Source organism: Nocardia sp. NBC_00416 (assembly GCF_036032445.1).
GTDB lineage: Bacteria > Actinomycetota > Actinomycetes > Mycobacteriales > Mycobacteriaceae > Nocardia.
Map to the genome: position 1 here is coordinate 93,401 of NZ_CP107932.1, position 17,073 is coordinate 110,473.

At 66.9% G+C, this 17,073-nt stretch carries 15 protein-coding genes; 12 read left to right on the forward strand and 3 right to left on the reverse strand.

What is annotated here, in order from left to right:
• Position 1 precedes the first annotated feature (1 nt).
• From OG804_RS00455 to OG804_RS00510, 12 genes are all read left to right on the forward strand, one after another.
• Positions 2-1,672, forward strand: a complete 1,671-nt coding sequence (locus tag OG804_RS00455; protein WP_328392662.1) for a bifunctional 3-(3-hydroxy-phenyl)propionate/3-hydroxycinnamic acid hydroxylase — start codon at positions 2-4, stop codon at positions 1,670-1,672.
• Positions 1,629-2,594 carry a 3-carboxyethylcatechol 2,3-dioxygenase gene (locus OG804_RS00460; protein WP_328392664.1) on the forward strand — a complete coding sequence of 322 codons (966 nt, stop codon included), beginning with the start codon at positions 1,629-1,631 and terminating at the stop codon, positions 2,592-2,594. The genes OG804_RS00455 and OG804_RS00460 overlap by 44 nt, the downstream gene beginning before the upstream one ends.
• A complete protein-coding gene (locus OG804_RS00465) occupies positions 2,595-4,394 on the forward strand; it encodes an FAD-binding protein (RefSeq protein ID WP_328392666.1) in 1,800 nt (599 codons plus the stop codon). It begins immediately after the preceding gene.
• Positions 4,391-5,695 (forward strand): LLM class flavin-dependent oxidoreductase, encoded by a 1,305-nt coding sequence (locus OG804_RS00470; RefSeq protein WP_328392668.1) that lies wholly within the window; start codon positions 4,391-4,393, stop codon positions 5,693-5,695. The genes OG804_RS00465 and OG804_RS00470 overlap by 4 nt, the downstream gene beginning before the upstream one ends.
• 56 nt (positions 5,696-5,751) lie before the next feature.
• Entirely contained in the window at positions 5,752-6,582 is an 831-nt protein-coding gene (locus OG804_RS00475; RefSeq protein WP_328392671.1) for a coniferyl-alcohol dehydrogenase, read from the forward strand.
• 43 nt (positions 6,583-6,625) lie between these two features.
• Complete coding sequence (locus OG804_RS00480) at positions 6,626-7,615, forward strand: cyclase family protein (protein ID WP_328392673.1); 990 nt, start codon at positions 6,626-6,628, stop codon at positions 7,613-7,615.
• A gap of 11 nt (positions 7,616-7,626) precedes the next feature.
• On the forward strand, positions 7,627-8,241 hold the full coding sequence (locus OG804_RS00485) for an NADPH-dependent FMN reductase (RefSeq protein ID WP_328392675.1): 615 nt from the start codon (positions 7,627-7,629) through the stop codon (positions 8,239-8,241).
• A gap of 158 nt (positions 8,242-8,399) precedes the next feature.
• Positions 8,400-9,275, forward strand: a complete 876-nt coding sequence (locus OG804_RS00490; RefSeq protein ID WP_328392678.1) for an alpha/beta fold hydrolase — start codon at positions 8,400-8,402, stop codon at positions 9,273-9,275.
• 96 nt (positions 9,276-9,371) lie between these two features.
• Complete coding sequence (locus OG804_RS00495; RefSeq protein ID WP_328392680.1) at positions 9,372-10,223, forward strand: SDR family NAD(P)-dependent oxidoreductase; 852 nt, start codon at positions 9,372-9,374, stop codon at positions 10,221-10,223.
• Positions 10,224-10,264: 41 nt separating this feature from the next.
• On the forward strand, positions 10,265-10,462 hold the full coding sequence (locus OG804_RS00500; RefSeq protein ID WP_030521171.1) for a ferredoxin: 198 nt from the start codon (positions 10,265-10,267) through the stop codon (positions 10,460-10,462).
• Between the two features lie 2 nt (positions 10,463-10,464).
• On the forward strand, positions 10,465-11,715 hold the full coding sequence (locus OG804_RS00505; RefSeq protein ID WP_328392683.1) for a cytochrome P450: 1,251 nt from the start codon (positions 10,465-10,467) through the stop codon (positions 11,713-11,715).
• Between the two features lie 34 nt (positions 11,716-11,749).
• Positions 11,750-12,952, forward strand: a complete 1,203-nt coding sequence (locus OG804_RS00510; protein WP_328392685.1) for a cytochrome P450 — start codon at positions 11,750-11,752, stop codon at positions 12,950-12,952.
• 86 nt (positions 12,953-13,038) lie between these two features.
• Here OG804_RS00510 and OG804_RS00515 read toward each other — a convergent pair whose 3' ends face one another.
• The 3 genes from OG804_RS00515 to OG804_RS00525 form a co-directional block, all read right to left on the reverse strand.
• Positions 13,039-14,301 carry a PucR family transcriptional regulator gene (locus OG804_RS00515; protein WP_328392687.1) on the reverse strand — a complete coding sequence of 421 codons (1,263 nt, stop codon included), beginning with the start codon at positions 14,299-14,301 and terminating at the stop codon, positions 13,039-13,041.
• 499 nt (positions 14,302-14,800) lie between these two features.
• Positions 14,801-15,424, reverse strand: a complete 624-nt coding sequence (locus OG804_RS00520) for a TetR/AcrR family transcriptional regulator (protein WP_328392689.1) — start codon at positions 15,422-15,424, stop codon at positions 14,801-14,803.
• A gap of 77 nt (positions 15,425-15,501) precedes the next feature.
• Positions 15,502-16,908 carry an ABC1 kinase family protein gene (locus tag OG804_RS00525; RefSeq protein ID WP_328392691.1) on the reverse strand — a complete coding sequence of 469 codons (1,407 nt, stop codon included), beginning with the start codon at positions 16,906-16,908 and terminating at the stop codon, positions 15,502-15,504.
• Positions 16,909-17,073 lie beyond the last annotated feature (165 nt).

The following is a 17,073-nucleotide window of genomic DNA, read 5'->3' on the forward strand; positions in this document are numbered from 1 at the left end:
TATGGACCACGGAAACGGCAGCGGGCCGCAGAGTTTCGACGTCGTCATCGTCGGCGCCGGACCGGTGGGGCTGACCATCGCGAACACCCTGGGCCGCTACGGCGTGCACACCCTGCTGGTGGAGGAACGGCCCAGCCTCATCGACTATCCGCGCGGTGTCGGTATCGACGACGAATCACTGCGCACCATGCAGGCCACCGGACTGGTCGAGCGGATCCTGCCGCATACCAACCCGAACCAGATCATGCGGTTCGTCGACGGGCAGCGCCGGTTACTGGCCGAGATCGCGCCCACCGAGCAGCAGTTCGGCTGGCCCAAGCGCAGCGGGTTCATCCAGCCCCTGGTGGACGCCGAACTGCTGGCCGGGCTGGACCGCTTCGACTGTGTGGATATCCGCTGGGCCACCGCGCTGAGCGACTGCGACGACACCGGCGACGAGGTCCTGGTGCAGCTCGACACCGCGAACGGCCCGCACCAGGTGCGCGCCCGGTACGTCGTGGGTTGCGACGGTGGTCGCAGTACCACCCGGCGCACGATGGGCGTGAGTTTCGAGGGCACCACCTCCCCGACCCGCTGGCTGGTGGTCGATATCGACGGCGATCCGCTCGGACATCCGAATGTGGAGGTCGGGGCCGATCCCGCGCGGCCGAATGTCTCGATCTCGCTGGCCCACGGGATCCGGCGGTTCGAATTCCTGCTGCACGACGACGAATCCGACTCCGAAGCCGAGACCGCGGAATTCCTGGCCCGGCTGCTCGCGCCCTTCGTACCGCATCCGGAACGCCTGGATGTGATCCGGCGGCGGGTCTACACCCACCATTCCCGGATCGCCGGTGAATTCCGGAGAGGCCAGCTGCTGCTGGCCGGCGATGCCGCGCATCTCATGCCGGTCTGGCAGGGCCAGGGCTACAACAGTGGGATCCGGGACGCGGCGAATCTGGCCTGGAAACTGGCGGCGGTGGTGACCGGAGTCGCCGGTGCCGGCCTGCTCGACACCTATGACCAGGAGCGGCGCAAACACGCGCGGGCCATGATCGACCTGTCCACCACGGTCGGGCGGGTCATCTCGCCGACGAACCACCGGGTCGCCGCGGTCCGTGATGTGGCGGTACGCGGACTGGCCCTGGTGCCGCCGTTGAAGCGGTACGTGCTCGGGATGCGGTTCAAACCCATGCCGCGCTACGACCGCGGTGCGGTGGTGCACGGCTGGTCGAGGTCACCGAATTCGGCGGTCGGCACCCTGTTCATCCAGCCGCGGGTCGCGACCCGGGCGCAGCCGGACGTGCTACTCGACGAAACCCTGGGCCCCTGGTTCGCGGTGCTGTGCTGGAACAACCAGCCCCGGAAACTGCTGGGGGATGAGGAATTCGCCCGATGGAAGGGTCTCGGCGCTCGTTTCGTGGAAGCGCGGCCCGCGACCCAGTTGCACTGGACCGGGCACGACGACCCCGATGTGCTGGTGGTCGGTGATCACACCGGAGCACTGAAGAAATGGTTCGACGGCCAGCTCGATTCGGTGCTGTTCCTGCGGCCGGACCGATGCATCGCCGGCGCCTGTATCGCCCAGCACGCACCCGAACTCGGCGCCGCGGTGCGCACAACCCTCGAACTCTCCCCGGGAGGTTCCGATGCCGCTGGCCGTGTGCTGCGTCTCGCACAGCCCGCTCCTTGAGCTGCCGGGTCCGGGTCCGGAACTGCGGGCCGAGGTCGGGGCGGCGCTCGACCGGGCCCGGGATTTCGTGCGGGACTTCGATCCGGAACTGGTGGTGCTGTTCGCCCCGGACCACTACAACGGGTTCTTCTACAAGCTCATGCCGCCCTTCTGTCTCGGCACCGCGGCCACCGCGGTGGGGGACTACGGGACCCACGCCGGGCCGCTGAGCGTTCCGGAGGATCAGGCGCTGGGGCTGGCGGAGGCGCTGCTCGAGGCCGGAATCGATCTCGCGACCTCGGCAGAGATGTCGGTGGATCACGGCACCGTGCAGCCGCTACAGCGGTTGTTCGGCGACGCCGCCGCCCGGCCGGTGATCCCGATCTTCGTGAACTCCGTGGCGACCCCGCTGGGCCCGCTGCGCCGGGTACGGGCGCTGGGTACCGCGGTCGGCCGTCACCTCGCGACCCTCGGAAAGCGGGTGCTGATCATCGGGTCGGGCGGTCTGTCGCACGACCCACCGGTTCCGCAGCGGGCGACCGCACCCGAGCCGGTATTGCAGCGGATCGTGCAGGGCCGCCCGATGACCACCGAACAGCGGGCCGCCCGCCAGACCGCGGTGATCGCCGCCGCCCGCGATTTCGCCACCGGCGACAGTCCGCTACAGGCGCTGAACCCCGAATGGGACCGGGCGTTCCTCGACCTGGTGGATACCGGTGGCCTGGCCGCAGTCGACGACTGGGACAACAACGAGATCACGAGGGTCGCCGGTAATTCGGCACACGAGGTCAGGACCTGGGTGGCGGCTTTCGCGGCGCTCGGGGCGCAGGGGCCTTATCGGACGGACGTCCGCTATTACCGGCCCGCACCAGAACTCATCGCCGGCTTCGCCGTCCGTACGGCCCGCCCGGCCGATGAGCCGATCGACCACAGGAGGCGATGAGTGAGCACCGACGAGACGGATTTCGACGAAACCGTCGATCTACTGGTGATCGGTTCCGGCGGCGGCGGGATGAGTGCCGCGCTACGCGCCGAAGCATTGGGGCTCGACACCCTCGTGGTGGAGAAGGCCGACTACTACGGCGGATCCACCGCGCTTTCCGGCGGCGGTATCTGGGTGCCGAACGCCCCCGCGCAACAGCGGGACGGATTCGCCCTCGACCCCGACGCGGTGATCGGCTATCTGCGCACCATCACCGGCGGGCTGGTCGCCGAGGAACGGTTGCGGGCCTATGTCGAGAGATCACCGGACATGATGGCCTTCCTCGAGGAACGCAGCCGCTGGCTGGAATTCGTCTGGAAACCCGGCTACGCCGATTACTACCCGGAAGTCGACGGCGGGTCGGAGCAGGGCAGCACCATCAATGTGCCGCCCATCGACCTGCGGGAACTCGGCGACGAGGAGGAGAAACTCCTCACACCGCTCGCGCTGGCGCCGAAGGGGATCTGGCTGGGGCCCAAGGATCTTCGGATGTTCTATCAGGTCCGGCAGAACTGGCGCGGTAAGGCGGTGATGCTGAAACTGATCTGGCGGATGTTCCGGGCCCATGTGTTCGGCGACCGGATCGCCGCCATCGGCCAATCCCTGATCGCCCGGCTGCGCCTGGCCATGAAGGAACGCGATATCCCGCTGTGGCTGAGCTCGCCGATGACTTCGCTGATCACCGGCGCCGACGGACAGGTGACCGGGGCGGTGATCACCCGCGACGGGAAACCGGTGCGGATCCGCGCGCGCCGCGGCGTGATCCTGGCGACCGGCGGGTTCGACCACGATATGACCTGGCGCAAAGAGGAACTGCCGGAGGTCGACCAGGACTGGAGTTTCGGCAACCCGGTGGCTCTCGGTGACGGGATCCGGGCCGGACAGGACGCCGGTGCGGCCACCGACCTGATGGACGAGGCCTGGTGGTTCCCGGCCATCCAGTGGCCCGACGGGCGGATGCAGTTCATGCTCAACGAGCGCATGATGCCCGCGCAGTTCATCGTGAACGGGGCGGGGAAGCGGTTCATCAACGAGGCCGCGCCCTATATGGACTTCGGGCACGCCATGATCGAGGGCCAGCGCACCGGAGTCACGCATATCCCGTGCTGGCTGATCACCGATCACCGCTCCTGGCACAAATACGTGATCGGCGGTCATCTGCCGATCCCGAAAGTGCCGTTCGCGCCGGTGCCGACCGGTTTCGAGATGGTGCAGGCCTGGCTGGAATCCGGTGTGGTGAAGGCCGCCGGCAGTTTCGCCGAGCTCGCCGGGAAGATCGACGTACCCGCCGCCGAACTCGAGGCCACCGCGGCCCGGTTCAACGAACTCGCGCTGGGCGGCCACGACGACGATTTCCAGCGCGGCGACAGCGTGTACGACAACTACTACGGCGACCCCACGCTGCCCAACCCGAATCTGTTCCCGATCGGCAAACCGCCCTATTACGCGTTCCGGATCGTCCTCGGCGATCTCGGCACCTCCGGCGGCCTGCGCACCGACGAGAACGCCCGGGTGCTGCGCGCCGACGGGTCGGCGGTCGACGGGCTGTACGCCGTCGGTAATGCCTCGGCCGCGGTGATGGGCCGGAGTTACGCGGGCGCCGGCGCCACCATCGGCCCGGCCATGACCTTCGGATATATCGCCGCGGAGCACTGCGCCGGGCGAACACGGTCCGGAGCAGCGGGGGAGACCGGCGAAGGGGTGGGAAGGCCGGCCGCAGGAGATGACGTGACGATCGAAACCACTGGAGGTAATCGATGAAAATATCCCTCTTCTACGAGTTCGCCCTGCCGCGGCCCTGGAGCGACGACGACGAATTCGAGATGTTCCAGGATGGGCTGACCGAGGTAGAAGCTGCGGATAAAGCCGGTTTCTCCACCGTCTGGCTCACCGAACACCATTTTCTCGAGGAGTACTGCCACTCCACCGCGCCGGAGATGTTCCTCGCCGCCGCCAGCCAGCGGACGCAGAACATCCGCCTCGGCTTCGGCGTCATGCACCTGCCGCCGGGTATCAACCACCCGGCCCGCGTCGCCGAACGGGTGTCGACCCTCGACCATCTTTCCGGCGGCCGCGTCGAATTCGGCACCGGTGAATCGTCGTCGGTCGGTGAGCTGGGCGGTTTCAATATCGACCCCGCCGATAAACGCGGCCAGTGGGAAGAGGCGCTCGACGTCACCCTGCGCTGTATGACCGAGACCCCGTTCACCGGGTTCAAGGGCCAGCACATCGAGATGCCGCCCCGCAACATCATCCCCAAACCCCGCCAGACCCCGCATCCGCCGCTGTGGGTCGCCTGTACCCGGCCGTCCTCGGTACAGATGGCGGCGCAGAAGGGTATCGGTGCGCTGAGCTTCGCCTACACCGGGCCCGGCCCGCTGGGCGACCGGGTGCGCGGCTACTACGAGGAGTTCGAGGAGAAGGCGGCCCCGACGGTGCCGCAGCTCAATCCGAACATCCTGGCCATCGGCGGCGATCTGTCGATGATGGTGGCGCGGACCGACGAGGAGGCCGTGAAACGGCTCGGCGTGGGCGGCGGATTCTTCTCGTTCGGGATCATGCACTACTACATGACCGGGATGCACGTCCCCGGCCGCACCGGAGTGTGGGATCGCTACCTGGACGCGGTGAAAGAGGACGAGACCTTGGCCTACGGCCCCGGGCGCGGTGCGATCGGCGGCCCGGACACCGTGCGCGAGTTCCTGCGCGGCTATGAGGAGAGCGGGGTCGACGAGATCATCCTGCTGCTCAATCCGCGCAGCCACGAGGGCACCATGGAATCGATCGAGATCATGGGCAGGGAGATCCTGCCCGAATTCATCGAACGGGACGAGAAAGCCTTGGCCGCCAAGGCCAAACGGCTCGAGCCTGTGCTCGAGAAGGTGGAGAAGCGGCGGCGTCCGCCGGCCTCCCCGGAATTCGACGAGGAGTACTCGTTCGGCGGTCTGCCGACCGGTCGCGGCGGCAAATTCACCGCCAGTGAGATTCCCGAGGCGATGGCCGAGATCAATGAGGGCCGGGTGCAGGCCGCGCAGCGGCTCAAAGACGAACAGCAGGGCTGACCCGATCCGCGGGTGCCAACCCGCGGCCGGATGCGACAGAGAGCGAGGTGCCGGAGGTGGAGACGATCGACCAACGGTGGCGTTTCGACGGGAAACGCGTGGTGGTGACCGGGTGTGCCTCCGGCATCGGCGCCTGCGTGGTGAATCAGCTCAGACATCTGGGCGCCGAGATCGTCGGCCTCGATCTGCTCCGCCCCGGCACCGAACTCGACGAGTTCCACGAAATGGATCAGGCCGACCCCGAATCCATCGACCGCGCCGTGCGCAGGGTCGGGTCGGGGGTGGACGCGCTGTTCAATATCGCCGGCGTCTCGTCGGGGATCGGTGACCCGCTGCGCGTACTCACCATCAATTTCCTGGGACTGCGGCATTTCACCGAATCCCTGGTGCCGGAGATGGCGCCGGGGTCAGCGGTGGTCAGTGTCTCGTCGCTGGCCGCCGCCGGGTATCTGGAGAACCGGTGGGCGGTCAAGGGCCTGTTGGAGACCGAATCCATGGCCGACGGAATTCGCTGGGCCACAGCAAATCCCGAATCGACTGCCGACGGCGGCTACCGGCTCTCCAAAGAAGCGATCATCCTCTACACGGTGCGGCAGTCGGTGGAACTGGCGGCCCGCGGTATCCGGATGAACTGCACCGGACCCGGTGTCACCGAAACACCCATCCTGGACCAACTGCGCACCGCCTACGGCCAGGACTATCTCGACGGGATCCCGAAACCGCTGGGGCGGGCCGCCGATCCAGTCGAACAGGCGTCGGCGCTGCTGTTCCTGAACAGCCGGGCCGCGGGCTATATCACCGGCCAGGTCCTGTGGGTCGACGGTGGGAATATCGCCGGCCGCCTGGCGAACGAACTGGCCGGTGCCGTACCCCCGGGGCCCGAATGAATGCCGGCGGAGAACAACCGAGAACTGTGAAAGGTGGCGCACCGTGGCGTCTTTGACCGATTTCCGCAAAGTCGGCGACAGTGTTCGCAACTGGGGGCGCTGGGGCGCGGCCGATGAACTCGGCACCCTCAATTTCATCACCCCCGCCAAGATCGCCGCGGCCGCGGGACTGGTGCGGCACGGAAAAGTGTTCCCGCTGGGTATCGATTTCGGTTCCGCCGGACCACAGGGCGCCTTCCAGTTCCGGCAGAATCCGACCCACGTGATGACTGTCGACGGCGGTGACGCCGAAACGCTGGTGGAATACGGGCCGAAATGGCTGCGCAATTCCGTCGCCGGCGAATTGAGCGGATTCTTCCAGGACAATCCGTTCCGCTTCAACGACGATATGATCATCATGCCGTTACAGGCGGCCACCCAATGGGACGCCTTCTCCCACGTCTACTACGACGACAAGCTCTACAACGGTTTCCCCGCGAATTCGGTCACCAGCCAGGGCGCGTTCTACTGCGGTATCGACAAGGTCGACAGCAAGGGCATCACCAGCCGCGGGGTCCTGCTGGATGTGGTGAAACACCGGGGCGCGGAAACCTATCTCGCCCCCGGCGAACCGATCACCCCCGACGAACTCGACGAGGTCGCCGCCCGGCAGGGCGTGACCATCGAATCCGGCGATATCGTGCTGGTCAGAACCGGCTGGTGGAACCGCTTCCTCGAAGCCCGCAACGGCGCCGAACCCTATTCCGGGCTGGACTGGCGCTGCGCCCAGTGGCTGCACGAGCACGAGATCGCCGCGGTCGCCGCGGACAACCTGATGGTCGAGGACCCGGTATCCGCCGTCGAGGGCACCTTCTTGCCGATGCATATGCTCTGCCTCCGCGATATGGGGCTGATGCTCGGCGAGTACTGGGATTTCACCGCTCTCGCCGCCGACTGCGCCGCCGACGGCGTCTACGAATTCCAGCTCATCGCCCCGCCGCTGCGTGTCGTCGGCGCGGTGGGTTCGCCGATCAACCCGATCGCCATCAAATAGGGAGGCCGGTCATGACCGTGGGAAGCACAATGGTGGATCGCACCGAACTCGGCACGGAAGCCCGGCCGTTCGTCGTCGGACTCGGCGGGACCCTGCGGGCGAACTCCTCGACCGAACGCGCACTGCGGCACTGCCTGGACGAGGTCGAGCGCCGGGGCGGACGCACGGCCCTGTTCAGCGGCGCGGATATCACTCTGCCCATGTACAACCCGCACGATCCCGCCCGCACCCCGCAGGCGGTCGCGCTGGTGGAAGCGCTGCGCGCCGCCGACGCGGTGATCGTCGGATCACCCGGCTACCACGGCGCGATCTCCGGTCTGGTGAAGAACGCGCTGGACTACGTGGAAGATATGCGCACCGATCCCACGGTCTACCTGGACAACAAACCCTGGGGCTGCATCACCTGCGCCTACGGCTGGCAGGCCGCTGTCGGCACTCTCGGCCAGTTGCGCGGGATCGGTCACGCCCTGCGCGCCTGGCCCACACCCATCGGGGTCGCGATCAATTCGGCGGACAAGATCTGGGACGAGACCGGCGCCCTGGTCGATACCGGGGTGATCGGACAACTCGAACTACTCGCCGCGCAGGTGCTCACCAGTGCCCGGGCGATCGGTACCGGCCCATGATGCGATACTGCGATTCCTCCGCCTTCGCTGCGGCCTCCGCGTCCGGATGTTGGAGCGTCCGCCAAAAGGCCCGATACTGCAATACTTTCGTCGTCGCTGCGGCCTCCGCGTCCGAATCGGGGCCCCTCGCCGATCACGACGAAACGGGAGGGTAGAGCATGAGCGAATCCAGCTGCCAGGCCAGCGGGTTTGAGCATCGGATGATCGAGGTCGACGGGCTGCGGACCCATTTTCTCGAGGCGGGCTCGGGGGAACCGGTCGTGCTGCTGCACGGCGGGGAATTCGGGGCGAGCGCCGAAATCGGTTGGGAACACACCATCGCCGTCCTCGCACGGCATTACCGCGTACTCGCGCCGGATATGCTCGGCTTCGGCGAATCGGCGAAAGTTGTCGATTTCACCGACGGCCGGGGCCTGCGTATCCGGCATATCGCGCGGTTCTGCGCGCTGCTCGGCATCGAATCGGCCTATTTCGTCGGCAATTCCATGGGCGCGGTCAATCTGCTGGCCGATACCACCGCCGAGCATCCGGTACTGCCGGTGCGTGCCATGGTGACCATCTGCGGGGGCGGGCAGATCCAGGCAGGCGAGCATATGCAGGCTCTCTACGATTTCGACGCCACCCTCCCAGCCATGCGCAAGATCGTCACCGCACTGTTCGCCTCGCCCGCCTACCCGGCCGACGAGGATTACGTGCGGCGCCGGTTCGATTCGGCCGTCGCGCCCGGCGCCTGGGAGGCGCTCGCGTCGGCCCGGTTCCGTCGGCCCGGTGCGCCCACGCCCCCGGGACCGGGCGACCGGCCGTTCGAACGTATCCGGGTCCCGACCCTGGTGGTCGAAGGCGGAGCCGACAAACTCCTGCCCCGGGGGTGGGCCGCCGAGATCGCCGCCCGTATCCCGGAGGCGTCTTCCGCGGTGGTCGACGCCGCCGGGCACTGCCCGCAACTCGAACGCCCCGAAGCGGTCAATGAACTGCTCCTGGATTTCCTGGACCGGCAATCGCGTCCGGCACAGGCCTACGCGCGCAGCGGATGAGGGATAGCGCGCAGGGCACAAGGGATACGGCCTCGCAGTGAACGATCGGAAGCAGGTCACGGGGCACGGATTGTCGGACGAAAGGAAACGCAGCGCATGGGCAACGAGTTGGCGGGCAAGGTCGCGGTGGTCACCGGCGGCGCGTCCGGACTGGGTAGCGCCATGGTCGAACGGTTCGTCGCCGAGGGCGCGCGGGTGGTCGTCGGGGATCTCGACGCCGACGGCGGGGCGGCGGTGGTGCAACGCTGCGGTTCGAATGTGCTGTTCCAGGTCACCGATGTCGGCGAACCGGACCAGATCTCCCGCCTCGTGGATCTGGCCGTGGAACGTTTCGGGGGACTGCACATCATGTGCAACAACGCCGGTATCTCCGGCCGGATGCACAAGAGCCTCCTGCACGACGATCTCGCCGATTTCCACCGGGTGATGTCGGTGAACGTGCTCGGTGTCATGGCGGGCACCCGGTTCGCCGGGCAATACATGGCCGAACACGGCGGCGGTTCGATCATCAACCTCTCCTCGGTGGGCGGGGTCCAGGCCGGCGGCGGTGTCATGACCTACCGCGCCTCCAAGGCCGCGGTCATCCACTTCACCAAATCCGCGGCGATCGAACTGGCGCAGTACGAGATTCGCGTCAACTGCATCGCGCCCGGCAATATCCCCACCGACCTGCTGGCCAAGGCCTCCACCACGATGTCGCCGGAAAAGGCCGAACGGATGACCCGGGTCATGCGGGACATGATGAACCAGGACCGGCCGTTGCCGCGTGAGGGGACCCCCGAGGACGTCGCCGAGGCGGCCGTCTACTTCGCCGGGGACCGGTCCCGCTATCTGACCGGCACGGTGCTGACCGTCGACGGCGGCACCACCGCCGGTAAACCGCTGCGCGCTCGCAGACCCGATGCGGCGGCCAACGGTTCCGCCCCCGCCTCCGCGGGATCGTCGTGAGCCGACCGGGTCCCGATCTTCACCATCAGGGAGAGAACGTCATGAAAGTGACTGTCGAACAAGGGAAATGCATTGCCGCCGGGCATTGCGTGATGGCGGCGGACGCGGTGTTCGATCAGCGTGAGGACGACGGCATCGTCGTGCTGCTGGACGAGAATCCGCCGGACGAGCTCGCCGACGAGGTGCGCGAGGCCGCCGCTGTGTGCCCCGCCATGGCCATCCACGTCCACGAGGAGTAGTTGTGTCGAATACATCCGGGTCCGAGACCTCGACCCACGCACCCGATACCGGGGACATCCTGTCCTACCCGCTGGACCGCGCGCCCGGCTGCCCGTTCGCGCCGCCGCCCGAGGTCCTCGGGTTGATCACCGAGCGACCGCTGAGCCGTGTCCGGATCTGGGACGGCAGCACACCGTGGCTGGTCACGGGTTACGCCGAACTCAAATCGCTGATGTCCGATCCGCGGATCAGCGTCGAGGACCATCATCCGGGCTTCCCGCACTGGAACGAGGGCATGCTCGATCTGGTGAATCACCGTGCCAAGTCGGTGTTCAACACCGACGGCGAGGAACACAGCCGGTTCCGCCGGATGATGACCAAACCCTTCACGGTGAAGCGTGTCGACGCACTGCGTCCGGCGATCCAGCAGATCACCGACGACCATATCGACGCCGTCCTGGCCGGTCCCAAGCCCGCCGACCTGGTCGAGGCGCTGGCCCTGCCGGTGCCGTCGCTGGTGATCAGCGAAATGCTGGGCGTGCCCTACGCGGACCACGAATTCTTCCAGCAGCACGCGACGACCGGTGTCTCCCGCTACGCCACCAAGGAGGAAGCGGCCGACGGACGGGTCGGGCTGGCCCGGTACCTGATCGATCTGATCAAGTCCAAAATGGAGAACCCGGCCGAGGATATGGTCACCGAACTAGCCGAACGGGTCACCGCCGGTGAGATCTCCATGAAGGAAGCCGCCCAGATCGGCACCGGGGTGCTCATCGCGGGTCACGAGACCAGCGCGAATATGATCTCGCTCGGTACGCTTGCGCTGCTCGAGAACCCGGACCAGCTGGCACTGTTGCGCGATACCGACGATCCCAAGGTCGTCGGAGGCGCGGTCGAGGAACTGCTCCGGTATCTCAGCATCATCCAGAACGGCCAGCGCCGGGTCGCGCTCGACGATATCGAGATCGGCGGGCACACCATCAAGTCCGGTGAGGGTGTGATCATCGACCTCGCGCCCGCCAACTGGGATCCGCATCAGTTCCCGGAACCGGACAAGCTGGATCTGACCCGCCCGGCCCGGCTGCACGTCGGCTTCGGTTTCGGTCCGCACCAGTGCGTCGGCCAGCAGCTGGCCCGGGTGGAACTCCAGATCGTCTTCAAAACCCTGCTGACCCGGATTCCCGCTATGCGCCTGGCGATTCCGGTCGAAAACGTCGAATTCAAGCACGACAAGCTGGCCTACGGCCTGTACCGCCTACCGGTGACGTGGTGACCGCGTCGAATCACTTCCGAGAGGAGACCGACCTGTGACCACCACTGCGCCCAGCGACGTCTACTACGATCCCTACGATGTCGAGCTCAACGCCGACCCGTACCCCATGTTCGGGCGACTTCGTGCGGAAAGACCGCTCTACTACAACGAAACCCACGATTTCTACGCGATCAGCCGCTTCGCCGATGTCAACGCCGCGCTGATCGACAAGGACACCTTCAGTTCGGCCCGCGGCGCGATCATCGAGCTCATCAAGGCGAATATCGAGATCCCGCCGGGCGTGCTCATCTTCGAGGATCCGCCGATCCACACCGTGCACCGGAAACTGCTGGCCCGGATGTTCACCCCGCGCAAGATCGCCGCGCTCGAGGAGAAGGTCCGCGAGTTCTGTCGGCGCAGCCTCGATCCGCTGGTCGGCACCGGGCGCATCGACTTCATCGCCGACCTGGGCGCGCAGATGCCGATGCGCACCATCGGGATGCTGCTCGGCATTCCCGAAGAGGACCAGGAAGCCATCCGCGATTTCGCCAACGAGCAGATGCGCACCGAAGAGGGCAAGCCGATGAAGGCCGCGGAGGACGGCATTGTCAGCGGCGAGATCTTCGAGAAGTATGTCGACTGGCGGACCGAGAATCCGTCCGACGACATCATCTCCGAGCTGCTCGGTGTCGAGTTCGCGGACGAGACCGGCGCCGTGCGCCATCTCACCCGTGATGAACTGCTCACCTATATCAATGTCGTCTCCGGGGCCGGTAACGAGACCACGACCCGGCTGATCGGCTGGGCGGGCAAGGTGCTGTCCGAATATCCGGACCAGCGGCGCGAGCTCGCGCGGAATCCGTCGCTCATCCCGGCGGCGATCGAGGAGTTGCTGCGCTACGAACCGCCGGCGCCGCATGTCGCCCGGTATGTGACCCGGGATATCGAGTACTACGGGCAGACCGTGCCCGCGGGCAGCGCGATGATGATGCTGATCGGCGCCGCCAACCGCGACCACCGGCAGTTCGCTCCGGACGGGGATGTCTTCGATGTCCACCGGGAGGCCAAACCGCATCTGGCCTTCAGTGTGGGCACCCATTTCTGCATGGGGTCGGCGCTGGCGCGGCTGGAGGGCCGGATCGCGTTGGAGGAGATCTTGAAACGCTTCCCGGACTGGGAGGCCGACCTGTCGAACGCCAGACTTTCGCCGACCTCCACCGTTCGCGGTTGGGAGAGCATGCCGGCATTCACCGGCTGAGGCGACCAGGGGAGGTCGCCTTCAGAAGAGCGGGTGGATCGCGCGTATTCGCCGGGACGGTTCGCGCGGTCCACCCGTTCGCGTGGTCACCGGCCTACTCGCCGCCGGCCGCTACGCGGCGACGCGACGCCGCGTACGGCCGGGTTGCGGCCGGACCGGAGCGAGCGTGCGATGAGCGCCGATTGCACCTGCCAGCTACCGGACAGCTGGGCCGGATCGAGGCCGGTGAGCTGTTCCACGCGGCGGAGACGATAGTCGACCGTGTTGGGATGGATGCTCATCTCACGTGCGGTGACTTTACGGGCGAGGTTGTTGCCGATGTGCTGTCGCAGCGTGTCCAGTAGCTCGGGGTGCGCGTCGAGCGGATCCAGCAGGGTCTCCAGGGCTCGCCCTCCGGGACCCGGCCGGGTCAGCTGATATTCGAGCGCGAACTCCGCGAACGTGTAGAGGGCCGGGGCACGGGAAAGGCGTCGCACCATGTCCAGGACGGTGTGTGCGCTGTCGACCGACGAAGGTATGTGTTCGGCAGTGGTGGTGACCATCACTGCCGTGACCGGTATCCGGGCGGCCCGTGACAGGGCGGCGACCAGGTCTTCGATCTCCGTGTTGTCGACCGGTTCACCCGGGAGCAGCAGCGTCCCGCCGACCGGGCTGAGCAGGGGGAGTGCCTGTGGGCCAGGCCGTTCCGCCAGCTCGGACTGGACTCGGCGCAGCGTGCGGCGGGCGATGACGGCGGCATCGAGGGCAGGATCGTTCTCGTCCGGATGCGGGGGTATCGCCAGCGCCAGCACCACGTAGGAGTCGTGCCGACCGATTCCGGCCTCGATCACCCGCGGGTGATGGAGGTGTCCCGCCAGCAGTGCGGAGGTCAGCCGGTGGACGGCGGTGTGACTCTCGCCGGCGGTGGCCTTGACCTCACGCACAGTCGCACGGGCCAGCGCGACGCTGACCGAGTCGAGCATGTCCACGATGCAGCGCGTGCCCACCAGAACGCTGCGGTAGTCCTCGCTGTTCGCGGCGAGCCGATGGACACAGCCGCGCAGAATTTCGTTGACCCGGTTCAGGATCGCGGCCAGAGGCAGACCCTCCTGCGCCGAAACCTCGGCGGCATCGGTCAGCTGTGCCAGTGCCGCGGCGTTGCCGGAGTCGAGCAGTAGTTTCGCCGCCGACTCTACGCACCGGCGGGCGCGGGTCTCCACCGTGGTGGTGGCCGCGCCCGAAATGGCCGGGGGACGCGTTTGCTCCATGACCAGTCGAGCCAATCGAGTCGCTATTGCCTTACTCGGCGTCACAGTGGCCGGTTCGACACCGTCTCGTGTGTCGGCACCGGGGGTGAGGGCGACGATCATGAGAACTCCTTTCCTCGGTCCTCGCCTGCCGTGCGCTGGTGGGCGCACCGACCGACATCCCGGCCGCTACGCCGGATTCCCGGCCGTGGATTTCCTCGAAAGCCACTGCCTCGATGGCGAACCGCACGGAAGAAGCCAAGCGTAAACATGAAATCAACTCACCTTCTACTCGTTCCTGACATGCCGTGGTCCGAGGGAAATAACTAGCTGTGAACTGGACCTTTGCGATGAAGAAGAGGGCGATCCCGTTCCGGGTGCGGGAATAGCCTGCAACCGCTCACTTTCGGGACCACGCCGTGGACGGTGCCGTCTCCCAAGCCTCGGGTCGCGGGAGAACGCCGCCGAGTACCTCGGCGGTTCGATCCTGCGACGGTTTACCGGCCCGATCTGGGCCCGTGCGGTGGCCTGGCTGGTCGCTGCCGGATGACAGTCCGCAGTTCAGCGGTGGCCGGACGGGTTCGAGGTACCGAGACCCGGCGTGGCGGGAGGGCCCGAATGGCTAGGGACTCTTTGCTTCGGCGTCGATCCAGCAGCCGAGCATGCGCGCGGTCGTGTCGATCGCCTCGCGGCGGTCGTCGCTGCCGACCCCGACCGCGGACGCCCGCAGTACCGCGGCGAATCCGGTGTTGATGATGACGAAGGTCATAACGTCGTATCGGTGATCGTCGCCCGGACCGAGGATCTGGATCAGCGCCACCTTCACGAGCAGGCGCAGGCGCGGCTCGAATTCGGGAAGGCCGCTGCTGTAGAACTGGACGCCGCCGACCAGCGCGCGGACGAGGTCGGCGTTCTCGACGAGTTCCTCGCTGATGGTGTGCAGGATGTCGGCGAACAGTCGTTCGGTGTCCTTCTGCCGGAGCCCGGAGACCTGCTGGGTGATGCGACGCTCGATGTTCTCCAACAGTCGTCGTAGCAGTTCCTCGACCATGACCGAACGATCCGAGAAGTAGCGGTAGACAGTGCCGATACTCAAGCCCGCTTCGGCGGCGATCCGGTTGGTGGAGGTGTCGGCGATGCCGCGTTGGCCGAACAATCGTGCCGCCGTGTCGAGGATGTGTTCTCGGGTGGCCTTGGCGCGCTCTTGAGTCGGGCGCCGGCGATGGCCGACCGCTTTCGACGGCATCGGATACTCCTGCCTGCTGGTCGCCACCCGCGCGGCGCTCATGATATCGGTTCGGACCGCGGCACTTCCCGGTCACTTCATCCTGTTCCGCTGCCGGCGGCCCGCCCGAGATCGCGGCTGTTCGCCCGCCAGTGCGCCTCCGCGCGCCCGATATCGGTGGTCGGCGGCTCGTCGTAGAGCCATTCGCGGGCGATGCGGTGCCAGTTGTTGCCGGCCTCCAACTGTCCCAGCGCGGCGAAGGTGAACAGGTCGGCCCGCCGGGAGAACACGTGCTCGGCGGGCAGCAGCTGGCGGCGCATGCCCCGGAACCGGGTTGCTCGCGGATCTGCGGCCAGCACCAGTGCGCCGGTGGCGAGTTCGGGAGTGATCGTGACGTTTTCGTCCAGTAGGTGCCAGCCTGCCGCGGCCCACACGTATTCGAGGCACTCCTGGGCGCTCACGCCCGCGCCCGGATCGATGATCCCGCGCCCGGTCCAATTGTTGTGGAGATCTTGTGCTCGGTGCTCGCCGGCGGCGCGCAGACACCGGCGTTCGAAGTCGGCGTCAGCGGGGTCCATCCGGTGATAGAGCCCGAAGTCGACGAAACCCACTCTGCCGTCGGCCGCGAGCAGGATATTGCCGGGGTGTGGGTCGCCGCAGAACTCGTAGTCGGTGAACAACGAGTTGACGTAGAAGCGGCAGATCAGTTCCCCGACCCGGTCGCGCTCGTCCTGGGGCAGCGTCCGGATGTGCTCGAAGGAATGCCCCTCGACGTATCCGGTGACCAGAACGTGCGGTGTGCAGTGCGCTGCCACGGCGTCGGGGACCGTGATCAGCGGGTGTCCGCGGTATCGCACGGCGACGCTGTGCTGCGAACGGGCTTCGCGCAGATAGTCCAGTTCGCGCGTCAGGTTCTCGGATATCTCGTCGAGTACCGCGGCGTCCGCCGCGCTCGGCAGTGCCGATTTCCAGAGTTTGCTGAAGAAGCGCAGATTGCGAATATCCGCGTCGACGGCCTCGGCGACACCGGGATACTGCACTTTGACCGCGACCGCGCGTCCGTCCCGCAACACCGCTCGATACACCTGACCGATCGAGGCCGCCGCGACCGGTGTCTCGTCGAAGTCGTTGAAGACCCGTGCCATCGGTCCGAGGTCGTGCTCGAGCACCGCCCGCATCGCCGCGAACGGCACGACCGGCGCCCGGTCGCGCAGTTCGGCCAGTTTCGCCCGGAACAGCTCTCGATGCGATTCCGGGACGAGATCGGTGTCGAGCACCGACAGCATCTGCCCCAGCTTCATCGCCGCGCCTTTCATGCTGCCGAGGACCGCGACGAGTTGCTGTGCGGCCTGGAGCGTCGACCGCTCGGCGAGTACACGGCGGGCCTGTTCGGGTTGTCCGATCATCGCCAGCCGGGTCCCCACCCCACGTGCCGTCTGCCCGGCTGTCAGACGTCCCAGCATGCCGGCCCGCGCCAGGCGGCCCGACGGGATCGGATCGTCCATCCACTACCTCCTCGGCGAGATAGAACCAGTTACCGCGATTCACACACACTCTCTCATTCGGGGGGTCCGCGTCCGCCCGGAATCGGTTCGATTACCCGCGGCGGGTCGACGGAATTCCTCGGCTGTTCCGGCGGCGGTCGGCTCCGATTTTCCGGGTACGGCCAC

Excerpts from the sequence above, each read along its gene's own strand:
- OG804_RS00455 (WP_328392662.1), top strand. The coding sequence starts at position 2 with ATGGACCACGGAAACGGCAGCGGGCCGCAGAGTTTCGACGTCGTCATC.
- OG804_RS00460 (WP_328392664.1), top strand. The coding sequence starts at position 1,629 with ATGCCGCTGGCCGTGTGCTGCGTCTCGCACAGCCCGCTCCTTGAGCTG.
- OG804_RS00470 (WP_328392668.1), top strand. The coding sequence starts at position 4,391 with ATGAAAATATCCCTCTTCTACGAGTTCGCCCTGCCGCGGCCCTGGAGC.
- OG804_RS00485 (WP_328392675.1), top strand. The coding sequence starts at position 7,627 with ATGACCGTGGGAAGCACAATGGTGGATCGCACCGAACTCGGCACGGAA.
- OG804_RS00490 (WP_328392678.1), top strand. The coding sequence starts at position 8,400 with ATGAGCGAATCCAGCTGCCAGGCCAGCGGGTTTGAGCATCGGATGATC.
- OG804_RS00495 (WP_328392680.1), top strand. The coding sequence starts at position 9,372 with ATGGGCAACGAGTTGGCGGGCAAGGTCGCGGTGGTCACCGGCGGCGCG.
- OG804_RS00500 (WP_030521171.1), top strand. The coding sequence starts at position 10,265 with ATGAAAGTGACTGTCGAACAAGGGAAATGCATTGCCGCCGGGCATTGC.
- OG804_RS00515 (WP_328392687.1), bottom strand. The coding sequence starts at position 14,301 with ATGATCGTCGCCCTCACCCCCGGTGCCGACACACGAGACGGTGTCGAA.
- OG804_RS00520 (WP_328392689.1), bottom strand. The coding sequence starts at position 15,424 with ATGCCGTCGAAAGCGGTCGGCCATCGCCGGCGCCCGACTCAAGAGCGC.
- OG804_RS00525 (WP_328392691.1), bottom strand. The coding sequence starts at position 16,908 with ATGGACGATCCGATCCCGTCGGGCCGCCTGGCGCGGGCCGGCATGCTG.